Source organism: Streptomyces solicamelliae (assembly GCF_045348655.1).
Taxonomy (GTDB): Bacteria; Actinomycetota; Actinomycetes; order Streptomycetales; family Streptomycetaceae; genus Streptomyces; species Streptomyces solicamelliae.
Map to the genome: position 1 here is coordinate 5,123,927 of NZ_CP160404.1, position 25,710 is coordinate 5,149,636.

Below are 25,710 nucleotides of genomic sequence, written 5' to 3' on the forward strand. Positions count from 1 at the left end.
GGCCGGCCGGGCTAGACGAGCGGGGGCTTGACGGACATCAGCAGATGGCGGTGGGCGGCGCCCGTGGGATCGGTGAGCAGGGCGCGCTGACCGGGCCCGAGCAGATGGAACCTGATCTCTGGCACGTCGAAGGAGCCCAGGGCGTCGAGGAGATACGCGGGGTTGAACGCCACCGTCATCGGCTCGTCGGAGGAGAGGGCGGCGGGCAGACACTGGAAGGCGACGTCGTCCTCGTACCCCGCGCGCAGCCGCAGGGCGTCGCCGGTGAACTCCAGCTGGAGCGGGCTGCCGCCGTCGGCCACGACCGCGACCCGCTTCACGGCCTCCAGGAGCGCGGCGCGGTCCGTCACCGCGGTGACGGGGTCGCCGAGGTCGAACAGCTTGTCGTGCCGGGGCAGCCGCCCGTCGAGCAGCCGGGTGGTGGTCCGCATCGCGCCGCTCTCGAACCCCACCGAGCCCGCGTCGAGCGAGAGCCGGACGTCCCCGGCACCGGCGAGGGACCGGGCGATCTCGGTGAGCCGCCGGGCGGGCGCGACGACGTCCGCCGCCTCCGCGGACGCGGCCTTCCACTCCAGGGTGCGCAGGGCGTAGCGGTACCGGTCCGTCGCGGCCAGCGTCATGGTGTCGCCGTCCAGCGCCAGCCGTATCCCCGTCAGCACCGGCAGCGACTCGTCCCGCCCCGCGGCCGGCGCCACCTGCGCCACGGCGTCGGCGAACGCGTCCGCGTCCACGACACCGCGCTGCTCCGGCAGCGCGGGCTGCGCCGGATAGTCGTCCAGGGGCAGCAGCGAGAGCCCGAACCGGACGTCCCCGCCGGTCACGGAGAGCCGGCTGCCCTCCACGGCCAGCTCCACGGGGCTCCGGGGCAGCACCTTGCAGATGTCGACCAGCCGCCGCCCGAGCACCAGCGCCCGCCCCGGTACGGCGACGTCGGCGGCGGCCCCGGTCCGCGCCGCCGCCTCGTGGTCGAGCCCCGAGACGACGAGCCCGTCGCCCTGCGCCTCCAGAAGCAGCCCCCCGAGCACCGGCACGGCCGCCCGCACGGGCAGCACACGGGCGGCCCAGGCGACGACGTCGGTCAACACACTGCTGTCGATACGGAGTTCCATGTCCCCGATGCTGACAGGGGGCACTGACAACCGTCGGTGAGCTGCGAAGACGTCGATCTTCGGGGTGGAGGTGAATCCTTTTCGGGCCGGCCCGACTCTTATCCGTGCAGCCGGCCGCAGGGGCCGGCGGGGTTCAGGAGGACAGCAGCATGATGGTGGCCGGTGTCGTGGTGGTCGGGGTGCTTCTCGTGGGGGCGTGCAGTTGGCATCTCCTCAGGCGCTGGAAGAGTCGGGGCTGAGCAGGATTCCACCCATGGACCGACGTTTCTCCTGGCCGGACGAGCGGCTGATCAAGGCCGCTCAGGACGGCGACGTCAGCTCGCTCACCACGGTCGTCCTCGCCTCGCAGCCGCATGTGCGGAAGTTCGCCAGGTCGCTGTGCGCCTCGCCGCAGGACGCGGAGGACGCGGCGCAGGAGGCGCTGATCGTGCTGTACCGCAAGATCGGCACGCTGCGGGCGACCGGGGCGCTCGCCTCGTGGATGTTCCGGATCGTGCGCAACGAGTGCCTCCGGCAGATACGGCTGGTCGCGGCGCGCGACGGCGAGGCGCGGGCGGAACCGTCCGCCGAGGACGCGGCGCTGCACCGGCTGGAGGTGGAGCGGGTCGCGGCCGCGGTCGGCGCGCTCCCGCGCGACCTGCGGCAGGTCCTGGTGATGCGGGACGTCCAGGGACTGCCCGGCAAGGCGGTCGCCCGCTCGCTCGGACTGAGCATGCCCGCGATGAAGTCGCGCCTGCATCGGGCCCGCGCGGCCCTGCGCCGCTCCCTGGAGACCCACCCCGCACCCGAAGGAGAGTCCCCCTCGTGAAGACCACGACGCGCGAACCGAACTTCGCGAGCAAGTCCGTCCCGCGCCATCTGGCGCGCGGCGCCCTGGGCTTCGGCCTGATCGCGGGCTCGATCGCCCTCGTCCCCGCCGTCGGCCCGGTCGCCCTGCTGGCGGCCCCGCTGAGCCTGATCGCCTTCCGCGGCTGCCCCACCTGCTGGACCGTCGGCCTGATCCAGACCGTCTCCCGCAACCGCCTCCAGCGCACCTGCGCGAACGGCACCTGCACCCTCACCACCAGGACCCGTCCCGACTAGGCGCACACGCTCCCGCCGGCAGGCGCACATGCTCCCGCCGGCCGAAGGCCGCCTCCCGGGCGCGGAGACGCCGAGCGCCCGCCTTCCGCGGAGGGGATGCGGAGAGGCGGGCGCGCTCGGGGTGGGGATGCCGGTTCAGCCGGCTCGGGTCAGGCGGCGTTCTTGATGGCGGAGATGTCGAAGTTCAGCTTGACCTTGTCGCTGAGCACCACGCCGCCGGTCTCCAGCGCCGCGTTCCAGGTCAGGCCCCACTCGGAGCGGAGGATCTCCGCCGAGCCCTCGAAGCCGACGCGCTCGTTGCCGAACGGGTCCTTCGCGGTGCCGTTGAACTCCAGGTCGATCGAGAGCGGCTTGGTGACGTCCTTGATCGTGAGGTCGCCGGTGATGCGGAACGTGTCGCCGCCCACGTGCGACGCCTCGGTGGAGCGGAAGGTCATCAGCGGGAACTGCTCGGCGTCGAAGAAGTCTCCGGCCCGCAGGTGGTTGTCGCGGTCGGCGATGCCGGTGTCGATCGACGCGATCTTGACGTCGATGGTGGCGGAGGACTTCGCCGGGTCGGAGCCGTCCAGCTTCAGCGCGCCCTCGTGCTCGGCGAAGCTGCCGCGGACGTTGGTGACCATGGCGTGACGGACGGTGAAGCCGATGCTGCTGTGGGCCGGGTCGATGGTGTAGTCGCCGGTCACGGCGGCCAGGGCCGGGTCGACGGCGGTGTCGGCGACGGCGACGGCGGACTCGTTGTTCTTGCGGTTGAACAGACCCATGACGTGCTCCTTGGGGACGGTGCGCGGGGGCGCTTTCCGGCTTGGTTGAACCTTCAACGACATCGACCATAGAGGTATTCCGTTTAAATTTCAACAGCCCGGCCGAGGTGATCCGGGCGGGGATCCTCAGGGTTCACTTTCGTGGTGTGTACACGACGCCTCCGGCCTCTGGCGGACGCGCGTAGAACTGCGGCACCATCTCCCTGCGCGTCCCGCACCACCTGCACAGCCGTCCCCGTCCGTCACGGTCCACCGCAGGAGGCACCCCCCGATGAAGCTCCGCTCCGTCCTGACCGCGTTCGCGCTGGTACTCGGCGCCCTCTTCGCCCCCGGCTTCGGCGTCCTGGCGAGCGCCACCGACGCCCACGCCGTCACCAAGATCAGCCACGCCACCGCGACCTCGATGTTCCGCGAGGTCGGCATCACCTGGTCGTCGTCCGGCGGCTGCTCCGACCGCAACAACCCGACCTGCACGTCGTTCGAGCAGCTCAACCTCGCCACCGCCCAGGGCGCCCAGACCCTCAAGCGCGCCAGCGGCTGCGCCCTCAACATCACCGGAGGCACCGAGACCGGCCACGCGGGCGGCACGTACTCGCACTGGAACGGCTACAAGCTCGACTACAGCAAGTACACGTGCGTCGGGAACTACATCAAGAACACGTTCACCTACATCGGCGTCCGCGGCGACGGCGCCCCGCAGTGGCGCTCCGGCTCCGGCAACGTCTACGCCGACGAGGGCAACCACTGGGACGTGACCTACTACAACTGCGGCGGCTGCTGAGCCCCGGCCGGCAGAAGCCGACCCGCCCCCTCCGATGGTCACTTGGACTTACCGGAGGGGGTTCTTGGACTGGCGGGGCCCCCGGGGCGCGATCTCGTTGACGGCGCTCCGCCCGACGGGCCCACTGGTCCCCATGTCCCTCCCCACGTCGCGAAGACTCCGTACGGCCTGCGCGCTCGCCACCGCCACCGCCGCCGTGTTCGCCCTGGCCGGGCCCGCCACCCCCGCCCTCGCCGCACCCGCGGCCCCCGCCCCCGCCGGGCCCACCGCCCCAGAAGCCGCCGGACAGGCCGTCATCGCCTCCGACCGCCTCACCGTCTCCGTCGCCGAGGACTTCCCCCGGGTCCTCTCGTACACCGACCGCGGCACCGGCGCCCGCCTCCTCGGCAGTACGAGCCCGGTCGCCGAGGTCGTCCTCAACGGCACCGCGTACGACGTCCGGGCCGAGGCCGCCCCCGTCGTCACCCCGTCCGCCGCCGCGTACACCCTGGTCTTCCCCGACCTGCCCGGCGTCGAGCTCGACGCGCGGCTGAGCGTCTCCGGCCGGGCCGTCGCCTTCCGGGTGACCGCCGTCCGCGACACCGACGCCTTCCGCGTCGGCACCATCGACATCCCCGGCCACGACCTGGTCTCCGTCGGCTCCGCAGACCCCGGCGCGGCGACCGCCTTCACCCGCCTCGACCCCGACTCCACCCGCACCGCCGACGTGTTCGCCCAGGTCACGGACGCCACGGCCGCCGAGCCCGCCCCCGTCGGCGCCAGTTACGCGCTCGTCAACACCGGCAGCCTCGCCGCCGCCGTCGAGTCCAACTCGAGCTACGACAAGCCCTCCGGCGCGAGCGCCCGCGACGGCGCCCGCTTCTGGCACCAGGCCCGGAAGACCGCCACCGAGACCCGCGTCGGCGTCTGGTCCGGCCAGTGGACCTACCGGGGCGCCGGCGCCGACAGACCCGAGACCGGCGACCACCTTCCGTGGGCCAAGGTCGTGGTCACCCCCGACGCCAACGCCGACGGGAAGACCGACTGGCAGGACGGCGCCGTCGCCTTCCGCTCCATCGGGATCGAGGCACCCGGCAGCGCGCAGACGCCGGACCGGGTGATCGCCCACATCCCGTTCAACTTCGCGTCCAACGCCACCCACCCGTTCCTGCGCACCCTCGACGACGTCAAGCGGATCTCCCTCGCCACCGACGGGCTCGGTCAGTTCACCCTGCTCAAGGGGTACGGCTCCGAGGGCCACGACTCCGCTCACCCCGACTACGGCGGAAACTACAACAAGCGGGCCGGCGGCCTCGCCGACCTCAACACCCTCCTGAAGGAGGGCAGGAAGTGGGGCTCGACCTTCGGCGTCCACGTCAACGCCACCGAGTCGTACCCCGAGGCGAAGAACTTCAGCGAGACCTTGGTCGACAAGACCAAGCCCGGCTGGAACTGGCTCAACCAGAGCTACTACATCGACCAGCGCCGCGACGTGAACAGCGGCGACCTCGCCCGCCGCTTCCGCCAGCTGCGCGACGAGACCGACCCCAACCTCTCCACCCTCTACGTCGACGTCTACTACACGCACGGCTGGATCGCCGACAAGACGCTGCAGGCCGTCCAGGCGCAGGGCTGGAACGTCGCCACCGAGTGGTCCGAGAAGTTCGAGCGGGCTTCCCTCTGGTCGCACTGGGCCAACGACCTGAACTACGGCGGCGCGACCAACAAGGGCCTCAACTCGCAGATCATCCGCTTCATCCGCAACGGCGAGAAGGACGTCTGGAACAACCACCCGGTCCTGGGCCAGACCGCTCTGGAGGACTTCGAGGGCTGGACCGGCGAGACCGACTGGAACCGCTTCTACGCCAACATCTGGCAGAAGAACCTCCCCGCCAAGTACCTCCAGCAGCAGCGGATCACCCGCTGGAACGGCAACGACCTCACGTTCACCGGCGGCGTCCGCGGCACCGTCGAGAACGGCCGCCGGGCCTTCTATGAGAACGGCCGCAAGGTCCTCGACGGCGAGACCTACCTGCTCCCGTGGGACGGCGGCACGAAGCTGTACCACTACAACAGGGCCGGCGGGAAGACCAGTTGGACGGTCGCCGGAAACGGCGCGTACGTCGTCCACAGGCTCACCGACAACGGCCGTGTGAAGACCGGCACCGTCACCCCCAAGGGCGGCCGGATCACCCTGGACGCCGAGGCCGGACAGCCGTACGTGCTGTACCCGGCGTCCGCCTCGCCCGAGGCCCGCGACCCGCGCTGGGGCCAGGGCACCCCCGTCCGCGACCCCGGCTTCAACGACCGCGCCCTCGCCGCCTGGTCCACGGCCGGAACCGTCGCCCGCGACACCGACGCCCAGGGTCGCAACAGCGCGAGGCTCACCGGCGCCGCCACCGCCTCGCTCCGCCAGCAGCTCACCGGCCTCACCCCCGGCGCCCGCTACACCGCCTCCGCCCTGATCGAGGTCGAACCCGGCAAGGCCCGCCCCGTCACCCTCTCCGCAGGCGGTCGCTCCGTCACCGTCCAGCGGTCCGTCCTCCCCGACCGGGTCGCCGCCTCCGACTGGAACGACACCCGCATGCAGCGCGCCAAGGTCACCTTCACCGCCCCCGCCGACGGCGGCACCCCGCTGCTGATCGCGGCCGCCGCGCAGGCCGGCGCCGCCGCCGTCCGGATCGACGACGTCCGCGTCGTCGCGAACGACCCCGCGACCAGGGACGGAGCGGCCGTGTACGAGGACTTCGAGGCCGTCGACCAGGGCTGGGGCCCGTTCCTGAAGGGCGACGCCGGCGGCACCACCGACCCGCGCACCCACCTGGCCCAGTTGCACGCCCCGTACACGCAGGCCGGCTGGAACGGGAAACCGATCGACGACGTCATCGGCGGCGCGGAGTCGCTGAAGTCGCACGACGAGAACACCGGTCTCGTCTACCGGACCGCCCCGTGGACCGTGCCGATGCAGGACGGCCGGCGCTACCGCGTCGCGTACGACTACCAGTCCAGCCACGCCGGAGCGTACGAATGGGTCACCGGCTACGACCGGACCAACGGCACCGGCTCCGGCTCCGGCTCCGGCTCCGGCTCCGTCGAGACCCGCCGTACCCCCCTCGGGCAGCAGCACACCACCGGCCACTTCAGCGAGACCGTGACCGCGGGCTGCGGCGACACCTGGACCGGGCTGCGCAAGCGGGCCGACGCCCCCGACGGCGCGGACTTCGTGCTCGACGGCTTCACCGTCACCGACCTGGGCCCGGCCCCGGCCTCGGAGAAGGCCGCCTGCGGCACCCTCGGCGTCACCGCCCCGGAGACCCTGGAGCCGGGCCGGGCGAACGAGGTCAGCGCCGTCTTCGCCAACGACGAGGCGACCGCCGCCGAAGGCGCGCGGGCCGAACTGGCCCTGCCCGAGGGCTGGACCGCCGAGCCCGCGGGACCGGTCTCCCTCGGCGCCGTCGCCGCGGGCGGGAAGGCCACCGCCACCTGGAAGGTCACCCCGCCCGTCGACGCCCCGTACCGCGCGTACCCGCTGGGCGCGACGCTCACGTACTCCGTCGAGGGAGAGGCCCGGAAGCTCACCGCCGCCGCCTCCGTGCGCACCCTGCCTCCGCCGCCCACCGCCGACGCCTGGGCGAGCGACCTGGAGTGGACCTCGGCCGCGAACGGCTGGGGCCCGGTCGAACGGGACCTCTCCAACGGCGAGACCGGGACCGGCGACGGCGGCCCGCTGCGGATCGGGGGAGTGACGTACGCCAAGGGCCTCGGCACCCACGCCCCGGCCAAGGTCCGCTACTACCTGGGCGGGAGGTGCACGTCCTTCACCGCCGAGGTGGGGGTGGACGACGTCCAGACCAGCCGCGGCACCGTGCAGTTCAGCGTCCTCGCGGACGGGACGGAGACGGCGAAGTCCCCGGTCCTGAAGGCCGCCGACGCGGCCCGGTCGCTGACCGCCGACGTCACCGGCGCCTCGTACGTCGAGCTGGTCGTCGGCGACGGCGGCGACGGGAACGGCAACGATCACGCGGACTGGGGGAACGCCCGCTTCCATTGCGCGGGCTGAGGGAGAAAGCGCTTGCTGTGCTCATTGATTGCGTCGGGCGAAGGGCGCTAGAACCGGGCGCCGAACCGGTCTCCACCCGTCCCCTCCAGGAGGCTCCCGTGCCCGTCTGGTCCCGCCGTACCTTCCTGAGCACCGCGACCGCCGCCGCGGCCGCCCTCGCGCTCGTCCCCGAGATCCCCGCGGCCCGAGCCGCCGCCGTCGAGGGCGAGTTCGAGGCGCTGCGGCGGCGCTGGCTGGCCATCCAGCTCGGTGCCGGCTTCGACGCCGGCGCCGAGCCGTACGCCTCCCGGCTCCGCGAGACCGGCGAGCTCGCCGGTGCCTTCCGCGCCACCATGGCCCCCGCCGCCACCAGCCTCTGGCCCGGCCTCGCCTTCGACCCGCCCGCCGGCATCACCGCGAGCTACAGCCGGCTGTGGACCATGACCCAGGCGTACGTCCAGCCCGGCACCGGACTCACCGGCGACCCGGGTCTGCTCGCCGACACCGTCGCCGGCCTCGACCACCTCTCCGCCCGCGTCTACCACCCCGGCACCGCCCGCTACGGCAACTGGTGGGAGTGGCAGATCGGCAGCCCGCGCCTGCTCATGGACATCGTCGCCGCCCTGTACGAGCACCTCGGCGCGGACCGGATCGCCGCCGCCTGCGGCGCCGTCGACCACTTCATCCCCGACTCGATGCTCACGAACTACAGCGGCACCTCCACCGGCGCGAACCGCGTCGACCTGTGCCGCTCGGTCGCCCTGCGCGGCATCCTGGGCGCGAGCCCCGCCAAGACCGCCCTCGCCCGCGACGCCCTCAGCCCGGTGTTCCCGTACGTGACCAAGGGCGACGGGCTCTACGCCGACGGCTCCTTCGTCCAGCACACCTGGGTCGCCTACTCCGGCACCTACGGCCAGGTCATGCTGGACGGCCTCGGCCGGCTCTTCGCGCTGCTCGCCGGCTCCGCCTGGGCCGTCACCGATCCGAACCGGCAGATCGTCCTGGACAGCGTCGAGCACGCCTACGCGCCGCTCATCCACAACGGGCTGATGATGGACAGCGTCAACGGCCGCGCCATCAGCCGCGGCATGCCCCGCAACGACCCGCGCAACGTGATGCGTTCCGACCACTTCCACGGCCAGGGCGTGATCGCCGCGATCGCCCTGCTCGCCGGCGGTGCGAGCCCCGCCGAGCGCGACCGCTGGCACGCCCGCGTGAAGGGCTGGATCGAACGGGACACGGTCGCCCCGATCCTGGCCGCGCCCCAATTCGGCGTCGCCGACCTGGCCCGGCTGCACGCGGTCGCCGCCGACGCCGTGCCGGCCGCGCCGGAGCCCGTCGGCCACCGCCTGTTCGCCTCCATGGACCGGGCCGTGCACCGCCGCCCCGGCTGGGCCGCCAACGTCTCCATGGCCTCCGAGCGGATCTCGCACTACGAGTGCGGCAACGGCGAGAACCCGCGCGGCTGGCACACCGGCTCCGGGATGCTCTCCTGGTGGGCGCCCGGCGGTGGGACCGCCGACGCCCAGTACACCGACTGGTACTGGCCCACCGTCGACCCGTACCGGCTGCCCGGCACCACCGTCTCCACCAAGCGGCTCCCCGACCGGGCGGGCGGCGAGTGGGGCGCGCCCAAGCCGGCCGTGCAGTGGGTCGGCGGCACCACGGACGGCGAGTACGCGGCGATCGGCCAGCACCTCAAGGGCCTCGGCTCGACCCTGGAGGCCCGCAAGTCCTGGTTCTGCGTCGCCGACGCGATCGTCTGCCTCGGCGCCGGGATCAAGGCCACCGACGGGGTGTCTGTCGAGACGGTCGTCGACAACCGCTGCCTCGGCGATGGGGGCACCTCCCGGACGGGGCCCGGGGGAGGCAGCCAGAGGCTCACCGTGGGGGATCGCTGGGCCCACCTCGAAGGCCACGGCGGCTGGATCCTGCCCGGCGGCACCGCCGCCCTGCGCACCCTGCGCGAGGACCGCACCGGGGCGTGGAGCGACATCAACACCACCAGCTCCACCGAGCGCCGCAGCCGTCGCTACCAGACCCTGTGGCTGGACCACGGTGTCGACCCCACCCGAGCGGAGTACGCCTATCTGGTGATGCCCGGGGCTTCCGCGCGCACCCTCGCGGGCCGCGCCGCCGATCCGCAGTGGCTGGAGATCCTCGACAACACCGCCGACCGGCAGGCGGTCGCCGTGCCCTCGCTGGGGCTGACCGCCGCGAACTTCTGGCGGGCCGGTACGGTGGGGCGCCTGACCACGACCGCCCCGGCGAGCGTGCTGGTCCGCCGGTACCGCTCCGAGGCCGTGCTGAAGATCGCCGAGCCGCCCCGCACCGGGCAACCGCTGGAACTGGTCTGGGACCACCGGGCCGCCCGGGTGATCTCCCACGACCCCTCCGTGGAGGTGCTGGAGACCGGCCGCTCCCTGCGGCTGCGGATCACTCCGGGCACCGCCGGCGCCACCCATGGCTGTCGGGTGTCGCTGAACTGACTTCTGGAGGAAGTCCACAAGGCCGAGGGGTACCCGACTGTCGTATCGGATCCCCCCGGCACTGGTTCTGTCCAGCTCCACCAGGATTCGGCGCGCGAGACTGTACGGAGTCGACGGCGGGATTTTCTTGTGCCTGTTCGTAGGGTCGGTACATGACCGTTGTGGACCAGATCCCGAGCGAGCCGACCGACGCCCGAGGCCGAGTGGCCGAGCTGCACGCCCTGCGCGAGCAGGCGCGGCGCGGCCCGAGCGACCGAGCGACCGAGGCGCAGCACGCCAAGGGCAAGCTGACCGCGCGGGAGCGGATCGAGCTGCTGCTCGACCCGAGTTCCTTCAACGAGGTCGAGCAGCTGCGCCGACACCGCGCGCAGGGCTTCGGCCTGGAGGCGCGCAAGCCGTACACCGACGGTGTGATCACCGGCTGGGGCACCGTCGAGGGCCGCACGGTCTTCGTCTACGCGCACGACTTCCGGATCTTCGGCGGCGCGCTGGGCGAGGCCCACGCCACCAAGATCCACAAGATCATGGACATGGCCATCGCGGCGGGCGCGCCGCTGGTCTCCCTGAACGACGGCGCGGGCGCCCGTATCCAGGAGGGCGTCTCCGCCCTCGCCGGCTACGGCGGCATCTTCCAGCGCAACACCCGGGCGAGCGGCGTGATCCCCCAGATCAGCGTCATGCTCGGCCCGTGCGCCGGCGGCGCGGCCTACAGCCCCGCCCTGACCGACTTCGTGTTCATGGTCCGCGAGACCTCGCAGATGTTCATCACCGGCCCGGACGTCGTCAAGGCGGTCACCGGTGAGGAGATCACCCAGAACGGCCTCGGCGGCGCGGACGTCCACGCGGAGACCTCGGGCGTCGCCCACTTCGCGTACGACGACGAGGAGACCTGCATCGCGGAGGTCCGCTACCTCCTGTCGATGCTGCCGCAGAACAACCGCGAGAACCCGCCGACCGTCCCCTCCGAGGACCCGGCCGACCGCCGCTCGGACGTGCTGCTCGACCTGGTGCCCGCCGACGGCAACCGCCCGTACGACATGCACAAGGTCATCGAGGAGCTCGTCGACGAGGGCGACTACCTGGAGATCCACGAGCGCTGGGCCCGCAACATCGTCTGCGCCCTGGCCCGGCTCGACGGCCAGGTCGTCGGCATCGTCGCCAACCAGCCCCAGACGCTGGCCGGCGTCCTGGACATCGAGGCCTCCGAGAAGGCCGCGCGCTTCGTCCAGATGTGCGATGCCTTCAACATCCCGATCATCACCCTTCTGGACGTACCCGGCTTCCTGCCTGGTGTAGACCAGGAGCACGGTGGAATCATCCGGCACGGCGCGAAGCTGCTGTACGCGTACTGCAACGCGACCGTGCCCCGGATCTCGCTGATCCTGCGCAAGGCCTACGGCGGCGCGTACATCGTGATGGACAGCCAGTCCATCGGCGCCGACCTCACCTACGCCTGGCCCACCAACGAGATCGCCGTCATGGGCGCCGAGGGCGCCGCCAACGTCATCTTCCGCAAGCAGATCGCGGAGGCCGAGGACCCGGAGGCCATGCGGACGCGCATGGTCAAGGAGTACAAGGCCGAGCTCATGCACCCGTACTACGCGGCGGAGCGCGGCCTCGTCGACGACGTGATCGACCCCGCCGAGACGCGCGAGGTCCTCGTCAGGTCCCTCGCCATGCTCCGCACCAAGCACGCCGACCTGCCGTCCCGCAAGCACGGCAACCCGCCTCAGTAAGAGGAGACAGCAGAAGTGACCACGCCTGCCGCAGCCAACCTGCTCCGCGTCGAGAAGGGCCACGCAGACCCCGAGGAGCTGGCCGCCATCACCGCGGTCCTGCTCGCCCGCGCCGCCGCCCAGCCGTCCGACACCGCCCACGGCGGCCGCTCCACGGCCGGCTGGCGCCGCCTGGAGCGCGAGAACGGCTTCCGCGCCCCGCACAGCTGGCGCTGACGCCACAGAGCCGCACAGGGCCCCGCACCGATCCGGTGCGGGGCCCTGTCGCGTGTACGCCGCCCCCACGCCGCGCCCCCGCCGCCCCCACGCCGCGCCTCCCGGACGCACGAAGGCCCCGCACCGTTTCCGGTGCGGGGCCTCGCGCGTACCGTCCGACCCGTCGGGGGACTACCGCAGGCGTGCCATGAGTGCGTGCTCGACGAGGGTGATGAGCGCGCTCTTGGCGTCCGCGCGGTGGCGGGCGTCGGTGGTGATGATGGGGGTGTCGGGGCCGATCTGAAGGGCCTCGCGGACCTCTTCGGGCTGGTACGGCTGGTGGCCGTCGAAGCCGTTGAGGGCGATGACGAAGGGGAGGCCCGAGTTCTCGAAGTAGTCGACGGCGGGGAAGCAGTCGGCGAGGCGGCGGGTGTCGACGAGGACGACGGCGCCGATGGCTCCGCGGACCAGGTCGTCCCACATGAACCAGAAGCGGTCCTGGCCCGGGGTACCGAAGAGGTACAGGATCAGGTCCTGGTCCAGGGTGATACGGCCGAAGTCCATGGCGACAGTCGTCGTCGTCTTGTCGCCGGTGTGCGTGAGGTCGTCGATGCCCGCGGACGCAGACGTCATGACGGCCTCGGTGCGCAGCGGGTTGATCTCGGAGACGGCGCCGACGAACGTGGTCTTGCCCACGCCGAAGCCGCCCGCCACCACGATCTTCGCGCTGGTGGTAGAACGGGCCGCGCCGCCGCTAGAGCTTGCGAAGTCCACTGAGCACCCTTTCGAGCAGTGTCACGTCTGGCTGGCCGCCGGCGGCCTCGTCGCCGCCGGGCTGGTGAATCGCGACGAGTCCGGCCTCCGCCAGGTCGGCGACGAGAATCCGGGCCACGCCAAGAGGAATGGAGAGTAGTGCCGAGATCTCCGCAACGGACTTGATCTCGAAGCACAGCCGGCAGATCCGCTGGTGCTCGGGCAACTGCCCCTGCAGCCGGGACGGATCGGCCGTGGTGGACACCAGCGCCTCGATGGCGAGCTGGTAACGCGGCCGGGTCCGGCCGCCGGTCATCGCGTAGGGACGCACCAACGGGTTGTTGGAACCGCCCTTCGCCGGCGCGGCAGGCTCCGCGCGGCGATGCGGCACGGACTGGGCGTACGGCTGGGCCTGCGGCGGCGGCTGCTGATAGGGCTGTCCGCCCTGTCTGCTGGGTGCGGAGGGAAAGTTGAAGCGGTTCTGCGCGGTGTCTCCCAACGGCTGTTGTGCGTCATAGCCGTCATAAGGGCGTCCGCCCGGCGGTGTTCCCACGTCTCCTCCTCCGACTGCCATCGCGGTCCAAGTCCCTGTGGACCGCGCCACCGCACCCTATGGTGCGGTGGCGTGAAACGCACAGTCTGTCTGCTTGTTGAGAACAGTTCTAATTGAGCAGGCTGCCCTGGAGCTCCGCGCGGAGGTCCGGGGTGAGGACGGTGCCAGCCCGGTCGACCAGCAGTGCCATCTCGTAGCCCACCAGGCCGATGTCCGCCTCCGGGTGTGCGAGCACGGCCAGCGAAGAGCCGTCCGAGATCGACATGATGAAGAGGAAGCCGCGCTCCATCTCGACGACGGTCTGGTTGACCGCGCCGCCCTCGAAGATCCGCGAGGCGCCCGCGGTCAGCGAGGTCAGTCCGGACGCGACCGCCGCAAGCTGATCGGCGCGGTCCCGGGGAAAGCCCTCGGACATCGCCAGCAGGAGTCCGTCGGCGGAGACCACCACCGTGTGGGACACCCCGGGGGTGTTGTCCACGAAGTTGGTGATCAACCAGTTCAGATTCTGCGCCGCCTGGCTCATCGGGCTCACACTAACGCTCCTGGTTGTAGGTATTACCCGGGCCGAGGCCCGATCCGTTCGTGTCCGTTCCCGCGCTGCGCCCCTGCTGGACACCGCGACGCAGGTTGCTCAACCTGCCCCGCACGTCCTCCGGTGCGCGGGAGACCTGGGGGCCGCCCTGCGGGGTCTGCTCCGCGGTGCCCTCGACCAGATTGGCCTTGGGTACCCGCCGGGGAAGACCGGACGAGGTGACCCCGCCCGCCTTCGGCTTGCGGAGCTTCTCGGCCCGCTGCCAGCGCTCGTCGTTCGTCGAGCGCCAGTCCTCGGAACCGTCGGCTTCGTTCTGCACCGGCTGCGGCTGGTGCACCTGCGGGGCCTGCGGCTGCGACTGCTGCTGCGGGGCCCGCGGCGTGGCGCTGCCACGGCGCGGCAACCCGGCGTCGGTCAGCTGGTGACCGGCGTTCGGGGTGGGACCCGGACGGTCGAAGCCTACGCGTTCGCGGGCCTGTTCGGGAGCGCCCTGGGAAGATTCCGGTTCCGTTCCGTAAGGCTGCTCGTACCCGCCCTGGTACGCACCTTGATCGGCCCACTCGCCCTGGTGGGGCTGGGGGTCGTACGAGTTGTCGTACTGCTGGGCGGAGGGCTCGCGACCGTCGTAACCGGCTTCCGCATAAGGCTGCTCCGGGTAACCGCCGACCTGCTGGTCGTACCCGTCGTAACCACCCTGCTGGTACCCGTAGTCGTCCTGCTGCGGGGCCTGCTGCCCGTAGTCCTGACCGTAGTCCTGGACGTACTGGCCGCCCTGCTCCTGCTGCGGCGCGTAGCCCTGCTGGGCGTCCACCTCGTCCTGGAACAGCGGGCGTTCGCCGCCCTGGACCTGCGCCTCGAGGGCGGCACGCCGCTCCTCGCGCATCAGCGAGCGGTTGACCGGGTCCATCTGGCGCTCGTCGGCCTGCTCGTAGCGCGAGTCGTCGAAGCCGAGCTCGGCCGCGGTCCGCATCGGGGCGGCGTCGAAGGAGGCCTGCTGCGGGATGATCTGCGAGACGGTGAAGTCGTCCTGCGGGAGCTCCGCGCCACCGCCACCGTGGGTGATGGCGTCCGGGAGCATGACCAGCGAGGTGGTGCCGGCCTGCTCGCCCGAGGGGCGCAGCTGGACACGGACGCCGTGCCGGTCGGCCAGCCGGCCGACCACGAACAGGCCCATGCGCTGCGAGACGGCGGCGTCCACGGTCGGCGGGTTGGCCAGCTTGTGGTTGATGTCCGCGAAGTCCTCGGCGGTGAGGCCGATGCCCTTGTCGTGGATCTCGACCATCACGCGGCCGTCGGGCAGACGGGTCGCGGTCACGCGGACCTTGGTCTGCGGCGAGGAGAACGTGGTGGCGTTCTCCAGGAGCTCGGCGAGCAGGTGCACGAGGTCGGTCACGGCCTGGCCGTGGATCTCGGCGTCCGGGACGCCCGCCAGCTCGATGCGCTCGTACTGCTCCACCTCGGAGGAGGCGGCGCGCATGACGTCCACCAGCGGTACCGGCTGGTCCCAGCGGCGGCCGGGCTCCTCGCCGGCGAGGACGAGGAGGTTCTCGCCGTTGCGGCGCATACGGGTCGCCAGGTGGTCCAGCTTGAAGAGGTTCTCCAGCTGGTCCGGGTCGGCCTCGTTGTTCTCCAGGTCGGTGATCAGGCCCAGCTGGCCCTCGATCAGCGACTGGTTGCGGCGCGACAGGTTGGTGAAGATCGCGTTGACGTTGCCCCGGAGCAGTGCCTGCTCGGCGGCGAGCCGGACGGCCTCGCGGTGGACCTGGTCGAAGGCCCGGGCGACCTCGCCGATCTCGTCCTGGGTGTCGATCGGGATCGGCTGGACGCGGGTGTCGACGCGGCCCGGCTCGGTGCGGGACAGCTGGTCGACCAGCATCGGCAGGCGCTGCTCGGCGATGCCGAAGGCGGCGGTGCGCAGCTCGCGCATCGAGCGGCTCATCTGGCGGGCCATGAGGCCGGCGATGATGAAGGCGGCGAGCAGGGCGACGACGGTGATGCCACCGATGACGTAGGCGTCGGTCGCGGCCTCGTCGGCGATGTCGGAGGCCTCGGTCACGGCCTTGTCGACGAGCTCGGTCTCGACCGTCTTGTACGCCTCGAACTTGGCGGTCGAGGCGCCCATCCACACCAGGGGGATGATGTCCTGCTGCGCGAGGGCCTTGATGTCGCTCGGGTCACCGGCGCGGCCGATCGCGATGGCCATGCCGGAGTAGACGGAGCCGTCCTGCGGGCCGCGCGGCGGGTTCTTGCCGGCCGCCTGGAGCTTCTTCTCGCCCTCCACGGAGGCCGCCTTCATGACCTCCTTCAGGCGGTCGAGGTCCGCCTGGGTGCCACCCGACTGGTACTCGCCGAGGGCGATCTGCTCCAGGTAGTTGTACGACTTGAAAGCCACCGACTGCTCGGCGAACTTGGCCTTGTCCTTGCTGGGCCGGACCAGGAGGTGGGTACCGATGGAGCGCTGCAGCGACGCGGCGGCCTTCGCCAGCGAGATCGCGTAGACGGTACGGCCGTAGCTGGTCACGTTGCCGGTGCCCAGGCCGAGCTCGTTGGAGAACTCCATCAGGTAGTGCTGCACGCTGACGTACCCGACCTCGGTGTTCACCGGGTCGGAGCCCTTCGTGTAGGCCTGCTCACGCAGCTGCTTGAGCTGCGGCTCCGCGCGCTGGAACAGGTCCAGGCGGCGCTCGAGGCCCTGGCCCGAGGGGAGGTCCTTGACGGCCTCGTCGAACTTGGCCTTGGCGGCGTCGGTCTTCGCGTACGCCGCCGTGACGTCCGGGTGCTCCGGGCCGCCCCCGGTGAGGAGCGCGGGGGCCGTCAGGTCGCGCTCGTCGAGGAGCGCGTTGCCGTACTCGGTGGCGGCGCGCACGATGAGCGCCGTCTTCTCGGCGTCCTGCGCTTCCTGCCAGGTGTCGATCGCACCCTTGACCTGGAAGCCGCCCATGACGAGGCCGACCAGCACGGGTATGAGCAGGATCGCGTTCAGGCGGGTGGGCACCCGCCAGTTGCGCGGGGACAGCTTGCTGGAGCTGCCGGTCCTGCCGGTGCCGGACTGCGGGGTTCCGGGCTCGTCCGCAGGCGATGCCGCAGCGCGCGGCGGCGGGGTGAAGTTGCCCCGCGCCTGCAGCTCTGCGGAGCTTTCCTTGCTTCGCCTCACTCGACCAACAACCTCTCGGCGTCGGCACCTACGTTGTGCCGTGTTTCGTTCAGGGCCGTACTACTCGGGAGTTCATGAATTGCAGCACGTGAAGGGTGTCCGTTCCAAACAGCCTGAGCGGTCACTTTTTCCTGCTCCGGGCGGTTGATAAAACGGGCATAAAGAGCGAGCCCCGTCAAAAGGCGGGGCTCATGTGAGCGCAGCGACACCGGGCGGATGCGTCGGGTGTCCGAAGGGCCCCGATTCTCTGTCGAAATGTTATGAACACGGGGGCGGACCGTGTCAAAGGACACAGGCCGCCCCCAAGATCTCTACGACAACTGCCGTACGCGTGTTTTTACTTGAGTCGTGCCATGAGTGCGTGCTCGACGAGCGTGATCAGCGCGCTCTTGGCGTCCGCCCGATGGCGGGCGTCCGTGGTGATGATGGGGGTGTCCGGCCCGATCTGAAGGGCCTCGCGGACCTCTTCGGGCTGGTACGGCTGGTGGCCGTCGAAGCCGTTGAGGGCGATGACGAAGGGGAGGCCCGAGTTCTCGAAGTAGTCGACGGCGGGGAAGCAGTCGGCGAGGCGGCGGGTGTCGACGAGGACGACGGCGCCGATGGCGCCGCGGACCAGGTCGTCCCACATGAACCAGAAGCGGTCCTGGCCCGGGGTACCGAAGAGGTACAGGATCAGGTCCTGGTCCAGGGTGATGCGGCCGAAGTCCATCGCCACCGTGGTGGTGGTCTTGCCCCCGGTGTGGGTCAGGTCGTCGATGCCCGCGGACGCGGACGTCATGACGGCCTCGGTGCGCAGCGGGTTGATCTCGGAGACGGCGCCGACGAACGTGGTCTTGCCCACGCCGAAGCCGCCCGCCACCACGATCTTCGCGCTGGTGGTGGAGCGACCGGAGGTGCCGGCCGCTCCGTTAGAGCTTGCGAAGTCCACTGAGCACCCTTTCGAGCAGAGTCACGTCCGGCGTGCCGCCGGCCTCGCCGTTGCCCGGCTGGTGGATGGCCACCATGCCGGCCTCGGCCAGGTCGGCGACGAGGATCCGGGCCACGCCCAGCGGCATCGACAGCAGGGCCGAGACCTCCGCCACCGACTTCACCTCACGGCAGAGGTGGCAGATCCGCTGGTGCTCCGGGAGCAGACTGGCGAAGTTCGCCGGGTCCGCCGTGGTGCTGACCAGCGCCTCTATGGCGAGCTGGTAGCGCGGCCGGGTCCGGCCGCCGGTCATCGCGTACGGACGCACCAGCGGCTGGTCGCCCTCATGTCCGTACGAGTCGTCTATGGACGCGCCGTACGGATCGTGAGAGGCGGTGGGCGGGGTCATGAATCCTCCGGGCGGGACAGCAAGCGGTCGACTGCCGTCTGATGGGGCCGGTGGGGGGGCCAGGGGGCGGCCGGACGGTAGGTGGTGCGGGAGCGGTGCGGAGGGGCGCACCGCTTCGGCGTACAGGGCGGACTAGTGCAGCAGGCTGCCCTGGAGCTCCGCGCGGAGGTCCGGGGTGAGTACGGCGCCGGCCCGGTCGACCAGCAGCGCCATCTCGTAGCCGACGAGGCCGATGTCGCATTCGGGGTGCGCGAGCACGGCCATGGAGGAGCCGTCCGAGACCGACATGATGAAGAGGAAGCCGCGCTCCATCTCCACCACCGTCTGCGAGACGGGACCCCCCTCGAAGATCCGCGAGGCGCCCGCGGTCAGCGAGGTCAGTCCGGACGCCACCGCCGCCAGCTGGTCGGCGCGGTCGCGGGGGAATCCTTCGGACATCGCCAGCAGGAGTCCGTCGGCGGAGACCACCACGGTGTGGGACACCCCGGGGGTGTTGTCCACGAAATTGGTGATCAGCCAGTTGAGATTCTGTGCAGCCTGGCTCATGGCGCTCAAAACTCACGCTCCTGCTGGTGATTCGGGCCTATGTTGAAGCTACCCGTGTTCGAGTTGCCCGCCTGTCGGCCCTGCTGGATGCCGCGGCGCAGGTTGGTGAGCCGGCCGCGGACGTCGTCGGGTGCACGCGAGACCTGAGGGCCGGCCGTGTGAGCCTGCTCCTGCGCGGTCCCGGGCACGAGGTTGGCGCGCGGCACCCGCCGCGGCAGCCCGGAGGTGGTGATGCCGCCGGCCGAGGGCTTGCGGGCCCGCTCGGCCTGACGCACCAGGTCGTCGTTGGGCGACGTGCGCCACTGCGCCGACTGCTGGGGCGCGGCCTGCGGCGCGGGAGCCTGCGGCGCGGCCGGGCGGCGCGGTGCCGCCGGGGCGGGACGCTGCTGCTGCGGCTGCTGCGGGACCACCGGCGTCTGCATCGTCTGCTCGGCCTCGGGGACGCGGTTGCCGTCGGCCTGCTGGCCGTGGAACCAGTTCGTCTCCAGGGTGTCGTACAGCGGCGTACGGCCGTCACCCCCACCGTTCGCCGGAGGCAGAGCCTCGGGCTGCGGGGCGGCGGGCAGACCGGCGGCCGGACGCGGCGCGCCGAAGTCGGCCTCGTGGCCGCGCTGGCGCGGCGCGGGCGGCTGCGGGGCGTTGAAGTCCGGGCGCTGGAACGCGGCGGTGGACGCCGGGTCCTGCGCACCGGTCTGGTACCCCTGCGGCTGCGCGAGCTCGGGCCGGGCGAACTGCCCGGTGGCGTGCGGGCCCTGAGGAGCGGCGGAGCGGCCGTACGGGCCCGTGCTCTCCGGCTCCTCGTGACCGCGCGGCGCGTCCACCGGGGACGACTGCCGCTGCGGCGGCTGCGTCCGGTCGCTGCCCCAGCTCGGGGTCTGCGGACGCTGCGGCTGCCCGGCGCCCGGGAGTTCGGCGCGCGGGCCGCCCGGGAGTCCGGGACGGCGGCCGCCGTCGGCGGGAGCGCCCTGGCCCTGCTGCGGCCTGCCCTGGTCGGGGCGGGCCGGCGCCGGGGCCTGGAAGCCGTTGTGCGCGGGCTGCGGGGCCTGCGGGCTCTGTGGAGCCTGCGGGTTCTGGGCCGGGGCGTTCTGACCCGGGCCGGAGTTCTGCCAGACGTCCGTACGGGACGGGATGGCGCTCTTCGCGCCACCGCCGAAGCCGGGCCCGCCCTGACGCTGCGGAGCCTGGGGCGTCTGCGGGGACTGGCCCTGCGGGTTCTGCGGCCCGCCCGGGCGCACGCCGTCCCGGCCGGGCAGCGCGGCCCGCGGACCGGAGCCGGCACCGAGCCGGCCCGCTCCGCCGAGGCCCGCGGCGGCGCCGGGACCGGCGGCCAGCCGGCCGCCCGCGGCGCCCTGGCCCTGCGGGACCTGCCCCTGGGCCTGGCCGCCGGAGGCCTGCTTGGGCGCGGGCTTCCGGCCGCCCTGGGCGACGTCCACGGGCAGCATGACGAGCGCGGTGGTGCCGCCGGAGTCCGACGGGCGCAGCTGGATGCGGATGCCGTGTCGCAGGGACAGGCGGCCGACCACGAACAGACCCATGCGGCGGGAGACCGAGACGTCCACGGTGGGCGGCGAGGCGAGCCGCTCGTTGATCGCGGCGAGGTCCTCGGGGGAGAGGCCGATGCCGGTGTCGTGGATCTCGACGAGCACCCGGCCGTCGGGCAGCGCGTGACCGGTGACGCGGACCTTGGTCTGCGGCGAGGAGAACGAGGTGGCGTTCTCGAGCAGCTCGGCGAGCAGGTGCACGAGGTCGTTGACGACGCGGCCGGCGACCTCGGTCGCCGGGACCGCGGCCAGTTCGATGCGCTCGTACTGCTCCACCTCGGACGCGGCGGCGCGGAGCACGTCGACCAGGGGGACCGGGCGGGTCCAGCGGCGGCCGGGCTCCTCGCCCGCGAGGACGAGGAGGTTCTCACCGTTACGGCGCATGCGGGTGGCGAGGTGGTCGAGCTTGAACAGGGAGGACAGCTGGTCCGGGTCGGCCTCGCGGGACTCCAGCTCGGAGATGAGCGAGAGCTGACGCTGGATGAGACCCTGCGAGCGGCGCGACAGGTTGGTGAACATCGCGTTGACGTTGCCCCGGAGCAGGGCCTGCTCGGCGGCGAGGCGGACCGCCTCGCGGTGCACCTCGTCGAAGGCCTCGGCCACCTGGCCGATCTCGTCGCGGGAGTGGACACCGACGGACTCGACGGAGGTGTCGACGTCCTGCGGGTCGGTCTCGGAGAGCTGCTTGACGAGCTCGGGCAGGCGTTCCTGGGCGACCTTGGTCGCGGTGTCCTGGAGCCGGCGCAGCGAGCGGATCATGGACCGGGCCACGACGAAGGCGCCGACGAGGGAGACACCGAGGACGAGGAGGATCAGCGCACCGTTGATGAGCGCGTCGCGCTGCGACTCCTGCTTCAGCACACGGGCCTGGGTCTCCATCTCGCCGAGCAGCTGGCCCTCGATGCGGCTCATGGCCTCCATCTTGGTGCTGTACTCGTCGGTGAAGTCGAGGTAACCGCGCCGCTGGGCGGTCGTCAGGCCGGAGTCGGTGCTGAGCACGCGCTCGGCGTAGGCGCTCGCGGCCTCGACCGACGAGTTGCCGGTTTCGAGGGACGCGGTGAGTTCCGTCGCGTTGCCGCCGGTGGACTCGTAGATGGTGTTGAAGCGGTCGAGGGTGTCCTGCTCCTGCTTGCGCGCGGCCTCCGCGTACAGCCGGTCCTGCCGGTCGAGCTTGCCCAGCTGCTGGTCGGTCGGCGGCAGCGAGGCGGCGATGATCGCCTGCTGGATGGAGGCGTACTCCTTGGCCTGCGAGAACGCGGCCAGAGCACGCGTCCGCTTGATCATCTCCGGGTTGCTGGTCGCCTGCGCCATGTCCTGGGAGAGGCTCAGCAGCGAGTTGATGATGCGGCTGTACGACTCGACCGTCTGCGAGGTCGGCTCGGTGCCCTTGTACGCCGACTGGCGCACGTCGTCGAGCTGGACGACCTGCTGCGCGATCTGGTTGGCGTTGGTGCGGATGCTCTCCAGGGCGTCGTCGCCCATGGTGTCGCCGATGCCGCCGGTCGCGTCGAGGAAGGCCGTGCGCGCGCGGTCGGTCTTCTTGCGCGGGTCGGCGACCTTGAACTCGTTGGGAGAGCCGCCGTTCGACAGGGGGCCGGCGGAGAGGTCGCGCTCGGCCTGGAGGGCCTCGGCGAGGTCCGTGGCCTCCTTGGTGAGCTTGGTCAGCAGCTGCATGTGCTCCAGCTGCTCCATGTCCTGGAGGGACTCGTTGATACGAATCCCGCCCAGGGTGGTGGCCGCGACCACGGGCAGGGCGAGCAGCGAGACCAGGCGCGTCGAGATGCGCCAGTTCCGCAGGGCTATTCGCGAACCCGTGTCACCGGGTCCCTTGGTCTTGGGGGCGGCGGGCTCGGGCTTGGAGCCGCCGGTGGATGTGCTGCGCGCCGCGGTCTCACCACCCTCACCGGCCGGACCCTGAGCCGGCTTCGGAGCGTGCTGGGGCGAGGAGCCGCGGTCGGTCCCGCCGCGCGGCTCCTGTTCCGCCGCGCTGCTGCCATCCCTCTTGAATCGTCCCTGCACTAGCGTCGCAACCTCTGGACCAGGCGTCCCCCGCGCGAACGGAAAGACGGTGTCGGGCGTCGTGAGGTGCAGATGCACCCCATGGTGGTCGTCTTGACCGGCGCAGATCCCCCTTTCCCGCCGCTCGCTCGGCGCGGTCTGCGCCCCACGCGCGCCGGTCCAGCGAACCCGCGGCGGTGCGTGGAATTCCAGCACAGTGCCGGATCTCCAACAAGAGCCGTGTCTCGGCTGTCGAAGCGCATGACAACGTGTGAACAATACGTCACCGGCAGTAGAAGATGATCAGGTGCAAACCGGACCTTTCCCTATCAAGTGCCGAGCGTGGGGGAGTGTCCCAGTCGCCATGATCAGGAGCGGAATAACGCATTCAGGTACAGGATGTCCGTTTCATGGGGGCTGAAGTGCGGTCCGCAATGCCCGAATCGTCCCGTGAGTGGTGAGGAAACTCACACCCCGATCGCTGTCTCTTCCATGTATTCGAAGGGAAGCGAGTGTTTAGCCTGACGCTTTACAAGTGACGCGACTCTGTAGAGGGCCTGACACCCGCGATGAAGACCACCATGCTGCTGCGCAAGATCGCCAACCCCCGCCGCACGACGCTGGCGCACCTGGAGGACGCCGAGCAGCTGGAGCGGGGCGCGCAGTCCGAGTACTCCGCGGACCTGCCGACCCAGACCGCCAACCCGCGCCGCACGATCCTCGTCGACGCGCCCGTGGCCGCCGTCGCGGAGTAGCCCCCGGCCCCCTCGGGGCACGTAATACAGCAGGCCGTCCCTCTCGCCGCGTTAGCCTGGAGCGTCAGACTCCAGCCAGCATCAGTGAGGGGCGACAGCACGCGTGCGCATCGCCAGATTCTCCATCGACGGCAATGTCGCCTTCGGCGCCGTGGAGGGCGAGGGCCCCGACGGCCTCGTCCTCGACATCATCAAGGGCATCCCGTACACCGACTTCGAGCTCAGCGGGACGAAGGTCCCCCTGAGCAAGGTACGGCTGCTGCCCCCCGTGCTCCCCAACAAGGTCGTGGCCATCGGCCGCAACTACGCGGAGCACGCGCGTGAACTCGGCAACGAGGTCCCCGAGGTACCGATCACCTTCTTCAAGCCCACCACCTCGGTGATCGGCCCCGGCGACGCCATCCAGTACCCCTCCTTCTCCGACGAGCTGCACCACGAGGCCGAACTGGCCGTCGTCATCGGCCGCATGTGCCGGGAAGTGCCGCGCGAGCGCGTCAAGGACGTCGTCTTCGGCTACACCTGTGCCAACGACGTCACCGCCCGCGACGTCCAGAAGCGCGAGAAGCAGTGGGCCCGCGCCAAGGGCTTCGACACCTCCTGCCCCCTCGGGCCCTGGGTGGAGACCGACCTCGACCCCGCCGACGTCACCATCCAGTGCACGGTCAACGGCGAGCAGCGTCAGCTGGGTCGTACGAGCGACATGATCCGCTCCATCGAGGACCTGGTCGTCCACATCACCGAGGCCATGACGCTGCTCCCGGGCGACGTCATCCTCACCGGCACCCCTGCCGGGGTCGGCCCCCTCAACGTCGGCGACGAGGTCGCCGTCACCATCGAAGGCATCGGCACTCTCACCAACAAGGTGATCAAGCGTGGCTAACGCGAACTTCCCCAAGCTCTCGACTTCGCTCGAGCAGGGGACACCCCTACGCGTCCGTTTCTGTCCCTCGCCGACCGGCAACCCCCACGTGGGCCTGGTCCGCACCGCCCTGTTCAACTGGGCCTTCGCCCGGCACAACCAGGGCACCATGGTCTTCCGCATCGAGGACACCGACGCGGCCCGCGACTCCGAGGAGTCGTACAACCAGCTGCTCGACTCGCTGCGCTGGCTGGGCCTCGACTGGGACGAGGGCCCGGAGGTCGGCGGCCCGCACGCCCCGTACCGGCAGTCCCAGCGGATGGACATCTACCGGGGCGTCGCCGAGAAGCTGCTCGCCGGCGGCCACGCGTACCACTGCTTCTGCACCGCGGTCGAGCTCGAGGCCCGCCGCGACGCGGCCCGCCTGGCCGGCAAGCCCTCCGGCTACGACGGCACCTGCCGCAACCTGAGCGAGGAGCGCATCGAGCGCTACCGCGCCGAGGGCCGCGAGTCGATCGTCCGCTTCAAGATGCCCGACGAGCCGATCACCTTCACCGACCTCGTACGCGGCGAGCTGACCTTCACCCCGGACAACGTCCCGGACTACGGCATCGTGCGCGCCAACGGCGCCCCGCTGTACACCCTGGTCAACCCGGTCGACGACGCCCTGATGGAGATCACCCACGTCCTGCGCGGCGAGGACCTGCTCTCCTCCACCCCGCGCCAGATCGCGCTGTACAAGGCGCTCATCGAGCTGGGCGTCGCCAAGGAGATCCCGCAGTTCGGCCACCTGCCGTACGTGATGGGCGAGGGCAACAAGAAGCTCTCCAAGCGCGACCCGCAGGCCTCCCTCAACCTCTACCGGGAGCGCGGCTTCCTGCCCGAGGGCCTCCTGAACTACCTCTCCCTGCTCGGCTGGTCCTTCTCCGCCGACCAGGACATCTTCACCATCCCGGAGATGATCGAGAAGTTCGACATCGCGGACGTCAACGCCAACCCGGCCCGCTTCGACCTCAAGAAGGCCGAGTCCATCAACGCGGACCACATCCGCATGCTGGACGTGAAGACCTTCGCCGAGGCGTGCGAGCCCTGGCTGCAGGCCCCGCACGCGAACTGGGCGCCCGAGGACTTCGACCGCGCCGCCTGGGAGCGGATCGCCCCGTACGCCCAGACCCGCCTCACGGTCCTCTCGGACATCACGGCCAACGTCGACTTCCTCTTCCTGAAGGAGCCGGTGGAGGACGAGGCGTCCTGGCAGAAGGCGATGAAGGAGGGCTCCGACGCCCTGCTGCGCACGGCGCGGGAGAAGCTGGACGCGGCGGACTGGAACGACCCCGAGTCCCTCAAGAACGCGGTCCTGGCCGCCGGCGAGGAGCACGGCCTGAAGCTCGGCAAGGCCCAGGCCCCGGTCCGCGTCGCCGTCACCGGCCGCACGGTCGGCCTGCCGCTCTTCGAGTCCCTGGAGATCCTGGGCCGGGAGAAGACGCTTTCCCGCATCGACACCACGCTGGCGAAGCTCACCGCGTAGTGT

20 protein-coding genes are annotated in these 25,710 nt (G+C 71.3%); 10 read left to right on the forward strand and 10 right to left on the reverse strand.

The features are described 5' to 3' along the window. Positions 1–11 precede the first annotated feature (11 nt). Positions 12–1,109, reverse strand: a complete 1,098-nt coding sequence (gene dnaN, locus ABZO31_RS23935; RefSeq protein WP_406863333.1) for a DNA polymerase III subunit beta — start codon at positions 1,107–1,109, stop codon at positions 12–14. 253 nt (positions 1,110–1,362) lie between these two features. On the opposite strand from dnaN, the gene ABZO31_RS23940 reads away from it, so the two are divergent. Continuing rightward, positions 1,363–1,917 (forward strand): RNA polymerase sigma factor, encoded by a 555-nt coding sequence (locus ABZO31_RS23940; protein WP_406863334.1) that lies wholly within the window; start codon positions 1,363–1,365, stop codon positions 1,915–1,917. After that, entirely contained in the window at positions 1,914–2,192 is a 279-nt protein-coding gene (locus ABZO31_RS23945) for a hypothetical protein (RefSeq protein WP_406863335.1), read from the forward strand. Before ABZO31_RS23940 ends, ABZO31_RS23945 begins: the two co-directional genes overlap by 4 nt. 149 nt (positions 2,193–2,341) lie before the next feature. Here the strand turns inward: ABZO31_RS23945 and ABZO31_RS23950 are convergent, their stop codons facing one another. Beyond that, the gene (locus ABZO31_RS23950; protein ID WP_406863336.1) at positions 2,342–2,953 is read right to left on the reverse strand and encodes a YceI family protein; all 612 of its coding nucleotides are present in this window, start codon (positions 2,951–2,953) and stop codon (positions 2,342–2,344) included. A gap of 271 nt (positions 2,954–3,224) precedes the next feature. Here ABZO31_RS23950 and ABZO31_RS23955 point away from each other — a divergent pair, with 271 nt between their 5' ends. From ABZO31_RS23955 to ABZO31_RS23975, 5 genes are all read left to right on the forward strand, one after another. Beyond that, positions 3,225–3,734 (forward strand): hypothetical protein, encoded by a 510-nt coding sequence (locus ABZO31_RS23955; RefSeq protein ID WP_406863337.1) that lies wholly within the window; start codon positions 3,225–3,227, stop codon positions 3,732–3,734. Between the two features lie 133 nt (positions 3,735–3,867). Further along, entirely contained in the window at positions 3,868–7,773 is a 3,906-nt protein-coding gene (locus tag ABZO31_RS23960; protein WP_406863338.1) for an endo-alpha-N-acetylgalactosaminidase family protein, read from the forward strand. 98 nt (positions 7,774–7,871) lie between these two features. After that, a complete protein-coding gene (locus ABZO31_RS23965) occupies positions 7,872–10,241 on the forward strand; it encodes a polysaccharide lyase 8 family protein (protein WP_406863339.1) in 2,370 nt (789 codons plus the stop codon). Between the two features lie 152 nt (positions 10,242–10,393). Further along, complete coding sequence (locus ABZO31_RS23970) at positions 10,394–11,977, forward strand: acyl-CoA carboxylase subunit beta (RefSeq protein ID WP_406863340.1); 1,584 nt, start codon at positions 10,394–10,396, stop codon at positions 11,975–11,977. Between the two features lie 15 nt (positions 11,978–11,992). Next, on the forward strand, positions 11,993–12,193 hold the full coding sequence (locus tag ABZO31_RS23975) for an acyl-CoA carboxylase subunit epsilon (RefSeq protein ID WP_406863341.1): 201 nt from the start codon (positions 11,993–11,995) through the stop codon (positions 12,191–12,193). Positions 12,194–12,364: 171 nt separating this feature from the next. On the opposite strand, the gene ABZO31_RS23980 is transcribed toward ABZO31_RS23975, so the two are convergent. The 8 genes from ABZO31_RS23980 to ABZO31_RS24015 all read right to left on the reverse strand — a co-directional run bounded on the left by ABZO31_RS23980 (position 12,365) and on the right by ABZO31_RS24015 (position 22,586). Next, positions 12,365–12,946, reverse strand: a complete 582-nt coding sequence (locus ABZO31_RS23980; RefSeq protein WP_017235983.1) for a GTP-binding protein — start codon at positions 12,944–12,946, stop codon at positions 12,365–12,367. Next, the gene (locus tag ABZO31_RS23985) at positions 12,927–13,478 is read right to left on the reverse strand and encodes a DUF742 domain-containing protein (RefSeq protein ID WP_406863342.1); all 552 of its coding nucleotides are present in this window, start codon (positions 13,476–13,478) and stop codon (positions 12,927–12,929) included. The genes ABZO31_RS23980 and ABZO31_RS23985 overlap by 20 nt, the downstream gene beginning before the upstream one ends. A 109-nt stretch (positions 13,479–13,587) precedes the next feature. Further along, positions 13,588–14,001 (reverse strand): roadblock/LC7 domain-containing protein, encoded by a 414-nt coding sequence (locus ABZO31_RS23990; RefSeq protein WP_026057603.1) that lies wholly within the window; start codon positions 13,999–14,001, stop codon positions 13,588–13,590. Between the two features lie 10 nt (positions 14,002–14,011). Then, on the reverse strand, positions 14,012–17,164 hold the full coding sequence (locus tag ABZO31_RS23995) for a nitrate- and nitrite sensing domain-containing protein (RefSeq protein WP_406863343.1): 3,153 nt from the start codon (positions 17,162–17,164) through the stop codon (positions 14,012–14,014). Between the two features lie 337 nt (positions 17,165–17,501). Then, the gene (locus ABZO31_RS24000; protein ID WP_406863344.1) at positions 17,502–18,092 is read right to left on the reverse strand and encodes a GTP-binding protein; all 591 of its coding nucleotides are present in this window, start codon (positions 18,090–18,092) and stop codon (positions 17,502–17,504) included. Beyond that, positions 18,073–18,480, reverse strand: a complete 408-nt coding sequence (locus ABZO31_RS24005) for a DUF742 domain-containing protein (protein ID WP_406863345.1) — start codon at positions 18,478–18,480, stop codon at positions 18,073–18,075. Before ABZO31_RS24005 ends, ABZO31_RS24000 begins: the two co-directional genes overlap by 20 nt. A gap of 132 nt (positions 18,481–18,612) precedes the next feature. Then, positions 18,613–19,026 carry a roadblock/LC7 domain-containing protein gene (locus tag ABZO31_RS24010; protein WP_406863346.1) on the reverse strand — a complete coding sequence of 138 codons (414 nt, stop codon included), beginning with the start codon at positions 19,024–19,026 and terminating at the stop codon, positions 18,613–18,615. Positions 19,027–19,031: 5 nt separating this feature from the next. Further along, the gene (locus tag ABZO31_RS24015; protein WP_406863347.1) at positions 19,032–22,586 is read right to left on the reverse strand and encodes a nitrate- and nitrite sensing domain-containing protein; all 3,555 of its coding nucleotides are present in this window, start codon (positions 22,584–22,586) and stop codon (positions 19,032–19,034) included. Between the two features lie 548 nt (positions 22,587–23,134). Between ABZO31_RS24015 and ABZO31_RS24020 the strand changes: the two genes are divergently transcribed. The 3 genes from ABZO31_RS24020 to gltX all read left to right on the forward strand — a co-directional run bounded on the left by ABZO31_RS24020 (position 23,135) and on the right by gltX (position 25,707). After that, a complete protein-coding gene (locus ABZO31_RS24020; RefSeq protein WP_406863348.1) occupies positions 23,135–23,320 on the forward strand; it encodes a hypothetical protein in 186 nt (61 codons plus the stop codon). 103 nt (positions 23,321–23,423) lie between these two features. Further along, positions 23,424–24,200, forward strand: coding sequence for a fumarylacetoacetate hydrolase family protein (locus ABZO31_RS24025; protein ID WP_406863349.1), 777 nt, complete (start codon positions 23,424–23,426; stop codon positions 24,198–24,200). Continuing rightward, entirely contained in the window at positions 24,193–25,707 is a 1,515-nt protein-coding gene (gene gltX, locus ABZO31_RS24030; protein ID WP_406863350.1) for a glutamate--tRNA ligase, read from the forward strand. The genes ABZO31_RS24025 and gltX overlap by 8 nt, the downstream gene beginning before the upstream one ends. Positions 25,708–25,710: the final 3 nt, after the last annotated feature.